This is a genomic window from Acinetobacter pittii, assembly GCF_022449185.1.
In the GTDB taxonomy this organism is placed as follows: Bacteria; Pseudomonadota; Gammaproteobacteria; order Pseudomonadales; family Moraxellaceae; genus Acinetobacter; species Acinetobacter pittii_I.
Genome location: NZ_JAKUKO010000009.1, coordinates 1 through 14,922, shown reverse-complemented (window position 1 = coordinate 14,922; position 14,922 = coordinate 1). Strand labels below are relative to the sequence as shown.

Genomic DNA, 14,922 nt, shown 5'->3' with positions numbered 1-14,922 from the left:
ATATTTTGTAGGATACATGCCATGTCAAACCACAATATCGCACTTCAATTTGAAGATGGTGTTACACGTTTTATTAACGTAGCTCAAGGCGAAACCCTATCTGACGCAGCCTATCGCCAAAAAATTAATATTCCTTTGGATTGCCGTGATGGTGCATGTGGAACTTGCCGCGCATTTTGCGAGTCCGGTAATTATGACATGCCAGAAGAAACCTATATTGAAGATGCATTAACCCCTGAAGAAGCTGAGCAAGGTTATATTCTTGCTTGCCAATGTCGACCAACTTCAGATGCTGTATTCCAGATTCAAGCATCGTCAGATGTCTGCAAAACAGAAATTCATAGCTTCCAAGGTACATTAGCTCGCGTTGAAAACTTATCAGATTCAACCATCACGTTTGATATTCAACTTGATGAAGGCCAACCGGATATTCATTTCCTTGCAGGTCAGTATGTGAATGTTGCAATTCCTGAAACTGGCGAAACCCGTTCATATTCATTTAGCTCAAAACCGGGTAACCGTTTAACTGGCTTTGTGGTGCGTAACGTACCGAATGGCAAAATGAGTGAATTCTTGAGTAAGAATGCTCAAGCTGGTGACAAAATGACATTTACCGGTCCATTCGGTAGCTTCTATTTACGTAATGTAGCGCGTCCTGTGCTTATGCTAGCAGGCGGTACTGGCATTGCCCCATTTATGTCAATGCTACAAGTACTCGAAGAGAAAGGTTCTGACCAACCTGTACGTTTAGTCTTTGGTGTCACCAATGACTTTGATTTGGTTGCTCTAGAAAAACTCAATGAGTTGCAAGCGAAATTCCCATGGTTTGAATATCGAACTGTAGTTGCAAGCCCTGAGAGCAACCATGAACGCAAAGGCTATGTCACTGGTCATATTGAAAGTGAATGGTTAAATGGTGGCGATGTCGATGTTTATCTATGTGGACCTGTACCAATGGTAGAAGCTGTACGTGGCTGGTTAGAAACTGAAAATATCAAACCTGCTAACTTCTTGTTTGAAAAATTCTCTGCGAATTAACAGGTGGAGAAGTTATCTATGTCAAACCGTCAAAGATTTACCAATAAAGTCGTGATTGTTACGGGTAGTGCCCAAGGTATTGGTCGTGGTGTGGCACTGCAAGTCGCAGCTGAAGGCGGCCAAGTCATCATGGCTGATCGCTCTGAATATGTTGAGGAAGTTCTCAAAGAAATTCAGAGTGCAAATGGCAATGCCGTCACGATTAATGCTGACCTTGAAACCTATGCAGGTGCACAAGCGATTGTTGCAAAAGCCATTGAACACTATGGTCGGGTAGATATCCTGATTAATAATGTAGGTGGCGCGATCTGGATGAAACCTTTTGAAGAGTTTTCCGAAGAAGAGATCATTAAGGAAGTAAATCGCTCATTGTTTCCAACGTTATGGTGCTGCCGCGCCGTGTTACCAGCCATGATTAAGCAAAAATCGGGTGTGATTGTAAATGTATCTTCAATTGCAACCCGTGGTATTAACCGTATTCCCTACTCGGCATCTAAAGGTGGGGTAAATGCTCTAACGGCATCGCTTGCTTTTGAACATGCCAAAGACGGAATTCGAGTCAATGCTGTTGCGACCGGTGGAACTGAAGCACCGCCTCGCAAAGTACCGCGAAACGCCAACCCATTAAGTCAGAATGAAAAAGACTGGATGCAGCAAGTGGTTGATCAAACCATAGATCGAACATTTATGGGCCGTTATGGCACAATTCAAGAACAAGTCAATGCAATTTTATTTCTTGCATCAGACGAAGCATCCTATATGACTGGCTCGGTTATTTCGGTCGGAGGTGGAGATCAGGGTTAACCCTGATCTTTTTGCATGATTGGGTAAATAATATGATTTGCATGGAGGCAATCACACATGGCAACCCTGTTAAAGACATTAAAAAATGACTGGTCCATATCAGCAACAGTTGCTGGCTTTCTTGCAGTTTTAATTTCTTACTCAGGCCCACTAATTATTTTTTTCCAAGCTGCTCAGCGTGCCCACGTCTCAACCGATATGATGGTGTCATGGATTTGGGGAATCTCAATTGGTGCCGCCGTTTCAGGTATTTATCTTTCGATTAAATATAAAACACCTGTCATAACCGCATGGTCAGCACCGGGTACTGCCCTGTTAGTTACCCTATTTCCAGATGTCTCACTGAATGAAGCGGTAGCCGCCTATATTACTTCTGCCATCGTTATTTTTTTAATTGGCGTTACAGGTTACTTCGACAAATTACTCAAGTGGATTCCGCAAGATGTCGCTGCAGGCATGATGGCGGGTATTCTTTTTCAATTCGGTATTGGTCTATTTACCGCGTCTGATAGCATGCCTTTTATTGTTTTTAGCATGCTCATTGTCTTCTTAATTGCCAAACGTTTAATGCCTCGCTACACCATGATTTGGGTGTTAGCTGCTGGAGTTTTATTAAGCCTCATTTTAGGCAAAATGAATCCGGTTGATGTGAGTTTTAGTTTAGCTATTCCACAGTGGATTAGCCCAGAATGGACATGGAACTCGACACTGAACCTCGCCGTTCCTCTCATTTTAGTCAGTCTAACCGGCCAATTTTTACCAGGTATGGCGATTATGAAACTCAGCGGTTACGACACGCCAGCCAAACCCATTATTACTGTCACTAGTATTGCCTCTTTAGCCGTTGCCTGTGTCGGTGGTATTACGATTGTACTTGCCTCAATTACCGCTGCTTTATGCATGGGCAAAGATGCACATGAACTGAAAGAAAAACGCTATATCGCAGGAATCGCCAATGGGATTTTTTATATTTTAGGAGGCTTATTTGCTGGTAGTATTGTCATGCTATTTAGCTTACTTCCTAAAGAGTTGGTCGCAGCACTGGCAGGTTTAGCTTTGTTAGGTGCCATTGCCACCAATATTTCTGTTGCCATGAAAAATGATAGTCAACGCGATGCTGCACTTATTACCTTTTTAGCAACAGCATCAGGCATGCATTTCCTTGGATTAAGCTCAGTTTTTTGGGGTATTTGCATTGGTGTAATCGCCCATTTCATTCTCACCCCACGCTCAACGCCAGCCACAAATTAGTTTTTTTATCCAAGCGCCCGTCACTAAAATGAAACCTCAATCGTCAAATCAGGATTCAAATAATTTGCTAATTCTGATTTTGCGTTCTTTTCATTGAATATAGATTAAATTTCATTTTTAAGATGAATAACTAAAATAGTTAAATAATAGACTTTAGTATTTTGTTTTTATATTTTCACTTCAATTTATAATATAAATTTAGCGATATTTTCAAGCTTGATTCTCACCAATAAAATCAATAAAAAAACACCTATAAAATCCTTAAAATTCTCATCATACAATATTTAACCCCATTTTAAAGATATCAAAAAGATTAGCAAAACCGCCCAAAATAAATTATATTTTTCAAATAATTAAATCAATAAAAGCACAATACCTTAAAGACATAAAGATATATCAATTAGGTTTTTGACTCCAACTCAATAACAAAATAGTTTATTAAAAAATAACGCGATGCTTCACAAATTGGAGGTGAAGAAAATGGATACGAGCAAGGTAAATATTAATGAGTTAATTGATAAAGCCTGTTTTACATCTTTTCATTGGAAAGTTTTAATCTGGTGCTTACTTATTATTATTTTTGATGGATATGATTTAGTTATTTATGGGGTTGCTCTTCCTCTGTTAATGCAGCAATGGTCATTAACTGCGGTAGAAGCTGGTTTACTCGCCAGTGCTGCTCTATTCGGCATGATGTTCGGTGCCATGATTTTCGGCACACTTTCAGACAAACTAGGACGTAAAAAAACCATCCTGATTTGTGTCACCTTATTTAGCGGATTTACCTTTATAGGTGCCTTTGCCAAAGGACCAACTGAGTTTGCTATTTTACGCTTTATTGCAGGTCTTGGGATTGGTGGCGTTATGCCAAACGTCGTCGCGCTTATGACCGAATACGCACCCAAAAAAATCCGCAGTACATTAGTTGCAATTATGTTTAGTGGCTATGCAATTGGTGGCATGACATCTGCTCTACTCGGTGCATGGCTCGTAAAAGATATGGGCTGGCAAATCATGTTTTTAATTGCAGGTATTCCGCTGTTGCTGCTCCCGCTCATTTGGAAATTTTTGCCAGAGTCTCTCGCCTTTTTAGTGAAATCTAACCATAGCGAACAGGCGAAAAGTATTGTGAGTAAAATAGCGCCTCAAACTCAGGTAAACACCGATACTCAACTGGTGTTAAATGAAAGTACAACAACCGATGCACCTGTCCGTGCGCTTTTCCAGCAAGGCCGCACCTTCAGCACATTTATGTTCTGGATTGCTTTCTTTATGTGCTTACTCATGGTGTATGCATTAGGAAGCTGGTTGCCTAAACTCATGCTACAAGCGGGCTACTCATTAGGTGCAAGCATGTTATTCCTCTTTGCACTCAATATTGGCGGCATGGTCGGTGCAATTGGTGGTGGTGCTTTAGCAGACAGATTCCATTTAAAACCTGTCATTACCATTATGTTTATTGTGGGATCGGCAGCTTTAATTCTGCTTGGCATTAATAGTCCACAATTTATTTTATATAGCCTGATTGCGATTGCCGGTGCTGCCACAATTGGTTCGCAAATCTTACTCTACACTTTCGTTGCGCAGTTCTATCCGACGGCACTTCGTTCAACTGGCATGGGCTGGGCCTCTGGAATTGGCCGTATCGGTGCGATTATCGGACCAGTTTTAACAGGAGCCCTTCTCACACTTGAGCTTCCTCACCAAATGAATTTCTTAGCGATTGCAATTCCGGGTGTGATTGCTGCACTTGCAATATTTATGGTCAATCTCAAAGCCTCAGTTGCCGCACAAACGCCATCAACTTTTAACTCTCAAAACACGCTTACCCAGCAGTAAATATACATGCGCCGAGGACTGGCGCATCTTTTTGGAAATGGATTATGGAATTATTACACCGCTTTAAGCCACGTGCTTTAACTTTCGCGACCTTAATATTGATGTGTGGCAATTCATTCGCTGCAAATCCAAATCAGCAGCCCGAAGATGAATGGAAACTCACTTTAAAAAACGCCTATATCAACCGTAATTTTGATAATGATGCACTCAAAGATACTGGTAGCTGGTCTCAGGCAGCATCACTATTTTATAAATCGAAAATGCATGACACTCCGCTGCAAATTGCAGACAAGCCTATTACGATTGGTGCCGATGCTTCTGTTCAATATGCCGTGCGCTTGAGCTCAGATAAACATGTTGCGGACACAGTTTTGCCTTTTAATAAAGAAACACAGTCACAAGCATCCGACTTTTTAAAATATGGTGCAACTTTAAAACTAGGTTATGACAAAACCTTGCTGAGTGTCGGTGAACTCTGGTTAGACTTGCCTGTAACGGCTGTCGATGCTAGTCGTCAGTTACTCACTTCGTATTGGGGAACCAATCTTAAATCACAACTTTCAGATCAGCTTTATGCAGAAATTGGTCGGGTTGAAAAAGTCTCTCCACGAAATGAAGAGGACTTTAAAAAGTTTTCTTTCACATCAAATGGAATTACCAAAGAATCTGATGGCCTGAACTACATTGACCTGCGCTATCAATTTACGCCGTCACTCAAGGGCGAATACTACTTCGGTAATTTAGAAGACCTCTACAACAAACACTATGTAGGACTTGAGCATAATTGGAAACAACCTAATTTTGCGCTTACGTCTAAGTTTAAATATTTCAATGCAAAAGATGACGGCAATACTTTTGATATTGATGCACAAAACATTGGGGTGTTGGAAACACTTAAAGTAAAGAACCATACCTTTGGTTTAGGTTATCAACAAATTATCGGCGAGTCGGCTTATCCATTACCGGATGGTTTCTTGCCAGAAACGTATTTCATTAATTGGAACGCAACGGGTTTCTTTAAAGAAGACGAAAAGTCCTATCATGTGATATATGGCTACGACTTTAAAGACTATGTACCAGGCTTAAATGCAATGGTGAAATATGTTTACGGACATGACTTTAAAGCAGCCAATGGTGAGAAAAACCATGAAACTGAGTCGAATGTGATTTTAAATTATGCGTTTCAGCAGCCATTCTTAAAAGGCGTTGCCCTGCAATATATTCGTATTGATTACAACGTAAAACACGGCAATGACTTTGGTGAAGACCGCTTGTTTGTAAACTACACCAAAAAGTTTTAATAAATTTTGATTTAATCTAAGCGGGCCAATTTTGGCATGCTTTTTTATATTATTTCGCTCATAAAAAAACGCTCTTACGAGCGTTTTTTAATTAACTTTGCAACTTAAGCAACGTGCTTTTGTACAACAATTGAACCTACTGAATAACCAGCACCGAAAGATGAAATCACGCCATATTCGCCATTATCTACTTCATGGCCTGTACGGTGTAAAGCAATAATAACGCCTGCTGAAGAGGTATTTGCAAACTCATCTAAAATAATTGGTGCACGGCTTAAATCAGCTTCTTTACCAGCAACATATTTCAAGATTAGTTCATTCATATTGGCATTGGCTTGGTGTAACCAGAAACGCTTAATATCGTTTGCAGTTAACTGCATTTTTTCTAACTGCGCATTAATGATTTTTGCCACCAATGGACAAACATCTTTAAATACCTTGCGGCCATCTTGACGGAATAATTTGTCGTCAACGACTGCATCTTCGCTACGGTTTAAGAAACCGAAGTTATTGCGAATGTTGTTTGAAAATTGAGTAAATAAATGAATATCTAAAATTTCAAAACCAGTCTTAGTGGTGGTTTCTTCAATAATAGAAGCCGTTGCAACATCACCAAAAATGAAGTGACAATCACGGTTACGGTAGTCTAGGTGACCCGATGTAATCTCAACATTTACCAATAAAACACGGCGAGCACCCGAGCGAATTGCATCTGCCGCTTGTTTCAAACCAAAAGTTGCAGCTGAACATGCAACGTTCATGTCGTAGGCATAACCTTGAATGCCAAGTGCTGACTGGATTTCAATTGCAACTGCTGGATAAGCACGCTGCATGTTTGAACATGCCAAAATCACAACATCGATATCTTCAGCAGTTACATCTGCATTTTCCATTGCCTGTTTCGCAGCAATCACGCCCCACTCTGCTTGAAGTGAAAGTTCATCATTTGAACGTTCAGACAAACGAGGACGCAAACGATTTGGATCAAGGATACCTGATTTCTCAATCACGTAACGACGCTTAATCCCAGACGCTTTTTCAATAAATTCAGCACTAGAACCACGTAATTCTTCGAGTTCACCTGCTGCAATTTTCTCTGCATTCTCTTGGTTATATTGTTCCACATAAGCATTTAAACTGTCGGCCAGTTCTTCATTAGAAATGATTTCTGTTGGGTGAAATAACCCAGTACCTGTGATACGAATGCCCATGTAAAACTCCTAAAAAAATGAATAGGGTCTGTTAATCTTTCATTTATAAATTGCGTTGTAGGCTAAACAACAACATAAACAGACCCCGATCTATCTTAACTGATTCCCAAACGATCCCATAACTTTTGCAGTCGAGTTGGCGAAATAGGCATCTTGGTTTTCATCGGCTGAGAAAATAAAGAAATGCGGAATTCCTCCAACATCAAATACAATTCTTTGATTTTGGGATCGTTTTTGAATTTAAATACCTTGTCCATCCATGGATCGACATCGTCAATTGCAGCATGATCTCGCTGTAGATTATTTGGCAATCGATCTAAACGCAATAGCAGTGCTTTTAAATAACGCGGGTATTCCTGCCAAAGATCGACGGGTTGACGGTAAACAAAATTGCCAAGTGACATTAAATCTAACTGATCTTCAATATCATCAATGCTGCGTCCAAATACGTCTGGATCAAGTACTAAAAGCTGACGACGAATTTGTTGCCACTGAATATAAATATCACTTAATTGCTCAAGTGCTTGCTGACCATAACTCAAAAATTGTTTTTTGACCTGATCTAGCAGCTTATTAAATTCATCAGCGTTAATTGGCAAAGTCGTAATCGCCATCTGCAAGGTTGCATAGATCAACATCTGCTCAAGCTTAGCTTTATCGCCCAAAGGTGAATAAGCCAACGCGAGCGGTTTTGAAATCTGCTTTTTCAACTGACGGACTAAATCACCAAGTTGCATATGGACTAGACGAATAATCCCTTCGCGATGCTGTTTAATCGCCTCAGCCTGATCGTTAAACGTCTGAATAACAATGCCTGACTCATCTTTAGCTTCGAGGTCAGCAAAAGCCTTGGTCGGAACTAAAGCCTGATATTGCTTTACTACAACGCCCGTAACTTTATGAGAAGCCTCAAAAGTAAAGTTTTCAGGAAAGTCCTTAAACTCACCTTTTTGCTGTTTAACTGGGCGATGCGTTTCCACTCGACAACGTGCTTTTAACTCAGGTAAATCACGACCTTTCGCAATCAGCTTACCTTTTTCATCAATCACTTTAATGAAAGGTACCAAATATGGATCAATACGTTCAAACGAGAAATCTTTTTCAGTAATTTGCTCACCACGCAAGGCAAAAGCTAAATAACTAAAAATATGTTCACGTAAATGTACTGCATCAACCCCTTGCATGAGCTTACGAGCTGTATCAGGAATTGGCACTACATTACGACGTTTGTCTTTTGGTAAAGCTTTTAGTAGCGCTTCGATTAAATCTAAACGCCAACCCGGAATTCCCCATGACCATATATTTTCATCCACTTGAGGCAGCGCCTGTACAGGAATTTGAACAGTGGCACCATCTTCGTCGTGGCTCGGATCAAAATGATATGTAGTTGCTAAACGCAGCTGCCCATTATGCAAATGATCAGGGAATTGCTGCGTTGTTGGTCGGTCATTGAGCCAAAGCGCATCATCCTCAATAAATAAATAACGAGGATTATTTGCTTCTACCGTTGCACGCCAGTCTTCAAAACTACGGCGACTTGCGATTTCTTCAGGTATTTTAGAGGCATAGAACTGATAAATCGTTTCTTCATCAACCACTAAATCGCGGCGACGCAATTTATCTTCAACTCGCTCTACTTCTTCAAGCTTAAGTAAGTTGTGTTTTAAAAATGGTGGAACTGTACCCAAGTTACCAGTAGTTAATGCATCGCGTAAGAAAATCTCATGAGCAGCAGGTTGGTCAACTTTCTCAAAATTAATTAACCGTTTTGGCTCAATAATTAAGCCAAATAAAGAAATTTGCGCATACGCATTGACGATTCCCGCTTTCTTAGACCAATGCGGCTCGAAATAGTGATATTTCAATAAATCACGTGCAGCAAGCAAAATCCATTCGGGGTCAATTTTGGCTAAAGTACGTAAGTACACTTGAGAGGTTTCGACCATCTCAAAAGCCATCACCCAAGAGGTATTGGTTTTGTGCAGCGTACTCGCAGGGAAAACTTTAGCCTTTTGCTGACGCACTGCCATAAAGGTATTTCGTTCATCAGTTTTATTGGCAATAAACGATAATAAACCTGTCAGCAACGCACGGTGTAGGTTTTCATAGTTCGCAGGTTTTTCATTAAAGCTGAGTTTTAAGCCTTCGGCTAACTCAACCAATTGCTGGTGTGTCTGTTTCCATTCACGTAAACGCAACCAGCTTAAGAAATGCTGCTTGGCAAATTGACGGCGTTTATTTTCAGACATCCCTGCTTCGCCTTTAGGATTTAAAGTATCCCAAAGTTTTAAATAAAACAGAAAATCTGAATCCGCTTCTTTGAATAATGCATGCTTTTGGTCAGCTTGCATTTGTTTATCTGCCGGACGCTCACGCGGGTCCTGAACGGCTAAAGCACTTACCACAATTAAGATTTCTTTGAGTACGCCGAAATGAGCACCACCCACGATCATACGAGCGAGTCGTGGGTCAATTGGCATACGTGCCATCATTTGCCCAACTTTAGTCAGCTCATTTTTCTTCTCGTTAAGTGCGCCTAACTCAATCAGTAATTTACGTCCATCATTTACAAGGCGGAAATCTGGCGGCTCAATAAAGTCGAAGTTTTCTAGCTCACCTAATCCTAAGCTCTGCATTTGCAAAATAACAGACGCTAAGTTGGTTCGTTTAATTTCAGGTTCGGTAAATTCAGGACGACTTAAAAAGTCTTCTTCGCTATATAAACGAATACACACACCCGGAGCAATACGACCACAACGCCCTTTACGCTGATTGGCTGCGGCTTGAGAAATTGCTTCAATTGGTAAGCGTTGTACACGTGAACGATAGTTATAACGCGATATACGAGCAAAACCGCTATCAATCACATAACGAATATTTGGAACCGTAAGCGCAGTTTCGGCCACGTTCGTCGCAATAATAATACGACGGCCTTTTCCACCCGGACTAAAGATCTTCTGTTGTTCAGAAACAGCTAAACGCGCATACAAAGGTAAAATTTCGGTATGTCTTGGCCCGTACTTTTGCAAGGTTTCCTGCAATTCTCGAATTTCTTGCTCTGTACTTGAAAAAATTAAAATGTCGGCATGTTCTGGATGACCTTTTGCTTCTGCGTCAGCAAAGCATTCTTCTACCGCTTGTACAACTGCACGAGGAAGGTTTTCTTCGAAATCATCAAACTCATCGTCATCACTGCCACCAATATTCATTTCTGAAATTGGGCGATAAAGCACTTCAACTGGATAGCTACGACCTTCTACTTCAAAAACTGGTGCATTATTAAAGTAGTTACTAAAACGATTTACATCTAAAGTTGCCGAAGTCACAATCACTTTTAGGTCTGGGCGTTTTGGCAGTAACTGCTTTAAATAACCCATAATAAAATCGATATTGAGTGAGCGTTCATGCGCTTCATCAATAATGATCGTGTCATATTTAGACAAGAAGCGGTCATTGCCTAACTCGGCAAGCAAAATACCGTCGGTCATTAACCGTACGATAGAGTCCTGCGAACCTTGTTCGTTAAAACGGATTTTAAAACCGATAGATTCGCCAAGCTTTTCGCCAACTTCTTCTGCAATACGTTGAGAAACACTACGCGCAGCTAAACGGCGTGGCTGGGTATGACCAATCATCCCCGTTAAACCACGACCCGCTAGCATTGCAATTTGAGGAAGCTGAGTGGTTTTACCTGAACCCGTCTCACCTGCCACAATAATCACCTGATGCTTTTGAATCGCATCAATTAAGCGGTCTGCATATTGAGAAACAGGTAAATCCTGATTCAGTTTAATTTTAGGGAGACGTTCAAAACGCTGTCTAACTTTGGCATTAGATTGTTCAAATAATTTTTCAATCTCTGCTGTATTGGCTTTTTTATCTTTACGCAAACGATTTAAACGGTAACGATCTCTTGCCATCACCCACTGATCAATATTTAAATCATTCTGCACAGACAAATTTTCCTGAAAATACAACAATCCTCTATTTTACGCTCTAATGACCATAAGGTAAAACAGTTGGTTTTTTATATATTTTTAATTTTTTAAAATTTTGCCCTTGAATTTTGTCTCACTAGACTTCATGTTGTTAGGCAAGTTTCTTTTACGATAACTGTCATTTGATTTACATGTTTTTGCAGTCAAATCGAATACAGTGTTTGGGGACTTAAAAATCGTAAATTTATCACTTATTCGATTTTCCGATTTTAGTCATGTAAAAATACTATTTCCCCAATAAAGAATTTTTATTTATTCTACATCTCGTAAACAAGTTTAAATATAAACCTCAATCATGGAGACAATGATGAGCTTGATTAATACTGAAGTTAAACCATTCCAAGCAACTGCTTACCACAACGGCCAATTTATTGAAGTTAACGAAACTAACCTTAAAGGTAAATGGTCTGTTGTATTCTTCTATCCAGCTGACTTCACTTTCGTTTGTCCAACTGAACTTGGTGACTTAGCTGACAACTACGCTGAATTCCAAAAACTTGGTGTTGAAATTTATGCTGTATCTACTGATACACACTTCACTCACAAAGCTTGGCACGATACTTCTGAAGAAATCAAAAAAATCCAATACCCATTAGTTGGTGACCCAACTTGGACTCTTTCTAAAAACTTCGACGTTCTTATCGAATCTGAAGGTTTAGCTGACCGTGGTACTTTCGTTATCGATCCAGAAGGTAAAATCCAAATCGTTGAACTCAACGCTGGTGGTATCGGCCGTGACGCATCTGAACTTCTTCGTAAAGTAAAAGCTGCTCAATACGTACACGCTCACCCAGGTGAAGTTTGCCCAGCTAAATGGAAAGAAGGCGAAGCTACTCTTGCTCCATCTATCGACCTAGTTGGTAAAATCTAATCTCTTATTAGATTTTAAAAATTCAAAGAACCATCCCTCATCGGATGGTTCTTTTGTTTTGAATAAGCACATCACATTTTCTACTGATACTTTTACAATTATGTCCTTCCCCATTACATGAAGTTTGAGTAATGTCGAATAAATAACCGATGTTTTTTGAGCTTAAGTAATATGAAATAAAAGGGGAAAAATTTATGGCGAATACTGTGGCAGTCACTTCATGGAAATACAATGCGACTTCACGTCATCTAAAAATATTTTATAGCGATGGTTCAGGCGAACTTTATCATCCTGTACCAGAATTTATTTATGACAACTTATTACGATCAACAGACAAAGCTGCTTTTGTACATAAATATTTAGAATTCGATTTACACTTTACTCGCCTATCTTTAGTGAATGCTTCATAACATAATGCAATAAGGCCTGCTTTAAACAGGCCTTTATGAATGAATAAATCACATTTTTAAATGGTTTATCTTGCCACCACAATACATAAACCAGCGCCTACAGGCAAAATACTGCTCATAAAATTTTCATCTTTTTTAATTAAAGCTAAGAATGAACTGACTTCAGCCGCATGTGAAATGACATTATCAATAATGAGTACGCCACCTTTTGGCTTCATTAAACGTTTTAAATCTGGCCAATAATTCTCATAAGCAGGTCGCTCAGCATCTAACAAAATAAAATCGAAAGTTTCCTGAGTTTCTTTTAAATAGTCGGCTGCATCTCCAACCCAAAAATCAACCAATTCATCTAATGCCAGTTCAGTCGCATGGCGTTTAGCTTCATTACTACGATTGGCATCAATTTCAAGCGTGGTTACTTTTCCATGAGTAGCTTGAGCAGCCTCAGCAAGCCATAAAGTAGAGTAACCTGTTGAAGTACCGATTTCTAAAATTGATTTGGCTTGCTGCATTCGAATAAATTGCGATAGTAATTTTGCAGACTCCGCCTCAATATTACGATACCGCAGCAAACGATCTGTCTGCTGTGCATCATGTCGTTTAAAGGTGTCATATAAATCGGCAACTCTTTGTAAGAAAAAAGTATTTGGCATATATTCACCCTTTAAAATCGTTATTTTATATAAAAGTCGTTTGAGTTAAGTGCTTTGAATTAACTTGAAACGCGGCACGATACTTCCATCAGCCATTTGAACCGTTTCAGTAAACATCTCTAGCGGACGCACCCAAGTTGAATAGTCACCGTAAAGACACTGATAAACGACTAACTCTTCTTCAGTCTCGCTGTGTTTTGCCACAGAAAAAACTTGATAGAGATTACCTTTATAATGCTGATAAATGCCGCGTTGCAATGACATGAAAGTACCTTTTAATGTTATGACATAAAATCTTTACAGCCATATAACATATATAAATTTTTAAATACTTTCACTTTAAAACACTACAAAAGATAAAAAAGTATATTTTAGAGATAAATTATTGATCTTATTTATGAATGTTTCTAATAATTCAAAAAACCGATCAAATATATAAAAACATACTGTTTTACCTATTTTATGTTTTAACGTACTATGCATCTATTGAAAGAATTTGGATGCATTGGAGTAAAAACAGATGTTAGATCAAAACATTAAAACTCAATTAAAAGCTTACTTAGAACGTTTAGAAAGTCCAATCGAATTAGTTGCTGCTTTAGATGAATCAGATAAATCAGCTCAAATTAAAGAGCTGGTAAGTGAAATCGCTGAGCTTTCTGACAAGGTGACTGCCCGTTTTGACGGTAACAATACACGTCGTCCAAGCTTTGGTGTGGCTAAAGCAGGTGAACAACCTCGTGTGTTTTTTGCAGGCTTACCAATGGGCCATGAGTTTACGTCTTTGATCTTGGCACTGTTACAAGTGTCTGGCTATGCACCTAAAGTGTCGGATGATGTGCTTAACCAGATTAAAGGTTTAAACCTCAAAGCCAACTTTGATGTGTTTGTATCATTAAGCTGTCATAACTGTCCGGATGTGGTACAGGCACTTAACCTGATTGCCATTTACAATCCGAACACCACGGCAACCATGATTGACGGTTCATTCTTCCAAGACGAAGTCGAACAACGCAAAATCATGGCTGTACCGATGGTATTCCAAGACAATGAGCACATTGGTCAAGGTCGTATGACCCTTGAAGAGATTGTAGCAAAACTTGATACCAACTCAGCTGAAAAAGATGCGGCAGCACTTAATGCCAAAGATGCTTTTGATGTATTGGTGATTGGTGGTGGTCCTGCGGGCGCAACAGCTGCAATCTATGCTGCACGTAAAGGTATCAACACGGGTATCGTGGCTGAACGCTTTGGTGGTCAGGTCATGGACACCATGGATATTGAAAACTTCACCTCTGTGCAAAAGACGCAAGGTCCTAAGTTTGCTGCCGAGATGGAAGCACATGTCCGTGAATACGATGTCGATATCATGAACCTGCAACGTGTCAGCAAAATCACGGGTGCCAACCAGACTGCAAATGGCTTGGTTGAAGTTGAACTTGAAAACGGTGCGAAACTTGAATCGAAAACTGTGATCCTTTCTACAGGTGCACGTTGGAGAGAAATGAATGTACCAGGTGAGCAAGAATACCGTACCCGTGGTGTT

General features: G+C 39.8%; 12 protein-coding genes. 8 read left to right on the top strand and 4 right to left on the bottom strand.

From position 1 onward, the window contains the following. Positions 1-21 precede the first annotated feature (21 nt). From benC to MKX14_RS16205, 5 genes are all read left to right on the top strand, one after another. Positions 22-1,038: a benzoate 1,2-dioxygenase electron transfer component BenC gene (benC, locus tag MKX14_RS16225; RefSeq protein ID WP_057076999.1), complete on the top strand. Its 1,017-nt coding sequence runs from the start codon at positions 22-24 to the stop codon at positions 1,036-1,038. An 18-nt stretch (positions 1,039-1,056) separates the two neighbouring features. Beyond that, the gene (benD, locus tag MKX14_RS16220) at positions 1,057-1,842 is read left to right on the top strand and encodes a 1,6-dihydroxycyclohexa-2,4-diene-1-carboxylate dehydrogenase (RefSeq protein ID WP_240282970.1); all 786 of its coding nucleotides are present in this window, start codon (positions 1,057-1,059) and stop codon (positions 1,840-1,842) included. 57 nt (positions 1,843-1,899) lie between these two features. After that, complete coding sequence (gene benE, locus MKX14_RS16215; protein ID WP_240282969.1) at positions 1,900-3,093, top strand: benzoate/H(+) symporter BenE; 1,194 nt, start codon at positions 1,900-1,902, stop codon at positions 3,091-3,093. Positions 3,094-3,573: 480 nt separating this feature from the next. Next, positions 3,574-4,932 (top strand): aromatic acid/H+ symport family MFS transporter, encoded by a 1,359-nt coding sequence (gene benK / locus MKX14_RS16210; protein ID WP_240282968.1) that lies wholly within the window; start codon positions 3,574-3,576, stop codon positions 4,930-4,932. A gap of 44 nt (positions 4,933-4,976) precedes the next feature. Then, positions 4,977-6,233 (top strand): OprD family outer membrane porin, encoded by a 1,257-nt coding sequence (locus MKX14_RS16205; RefSeq protein ID WP_240282967.1) that lies wholly within the window; start codon positions 4,977-4,979, stop codon positions 6,231-6,233. Positions 6,234-6,337: 104 nt separating this feature from the next. Here the strand turns inward: MKX14_RS16205 and fabH are convergent, their stop codons facing one another. Then, a complete protein-coding gene (gene fabH, locus MKX14_RS16200; protein WP_060465968.1) occupies positions 6,338-7,444 on the bottom strand; it encodes a beta-ketoacyl-ACP synthase III in 1,107 nt (368 codons plus the stop codon). Between the two features lie 95 nt (positions 7,445-7,539). Then, positions 7,540-11,397, bottom strand: a complete 3,858-nt coding sequence (hrpA, locus tag MKX14_RS16195; protein ID WP_240282966.1) for an ATP-dependent RNA helicase HrpA — start codon at positions 11,395-11,397, stop codon at positions 7,540-7,542. A gap of 352 nt (positions 11,398-11,749) precedes the next feature. On the opposite strand from hrpA, the gene ahpC reads away from it, so the two are divergent. Together ahpC and MKX14_RS16185 are read left to right on the top strand one after the other, a co-directional pair. After that, positions 11,750-12,313 carry an alkyl hydroperoxide reductase subunit C gene (ahpC, locus tag MKX14_RS16190; RefSeq protein WP_133480630.1) on the top strand — a complete coding sequence of 188 codons (564 nt, stop codon included), beginning with the start codon at positions 11,750-11,752 and terminating at the stop codon, positions 12,311-12,313. 194 nt (positions 12,314-12,507) lie between these two features. Next, positions 12,508-12,723, top strand: coding sequence for a KTSC domain-containing protein (locus tag MKX14_RS16185; protein WP_005070287.1), 216 nt, complete (start codon positions 12,508-12,510; stop codon positions 12,721-12,723). A 65-nt stretch (positions 12,724-12,788) separates the two neighbouring features. Here MKX14_RS16185 and mdmC read toward each other — a convergent pair whose 3' ends face one another. Together mdmC and MKX14_RS16175 are read right to left on the bottom strand one after the other, a co-directional pair. Continuing rightward, entirely contained in the window at positions 12,789-13,376 is a 588-nt protein-coding gene (gene mdmC / locus MKX14_RS16180; RefSeq protein ID WP_046812983.1) for an O-methyltransferase, read from the bottom strand. A gap of 45 nt (positions 13,377-13,421) precedes the next feature. Continuing rightward, entirely contained in the window at positions 13,422-13,640 is a 219-nt protein-coding gene (locus MKX14_RS16175) for a DUF1653 domain-containing protein (RefSeq protein WP_002119929.1), read from the bottom strand. Between the two features lie 256 nt (positions 13,641-13,896). On the opposite strand from MKX14_RS16175, the gene MKX14_RS16170 reads away from it, so the two are divergent. Then, positions 13,897-14,922: FAD-dependent oxidoreductase (locus MKX14_RS16170; protein WP_240282965.1), on the top strand; the 1,026-nt coding region annotated here is incomplete at its 3' end.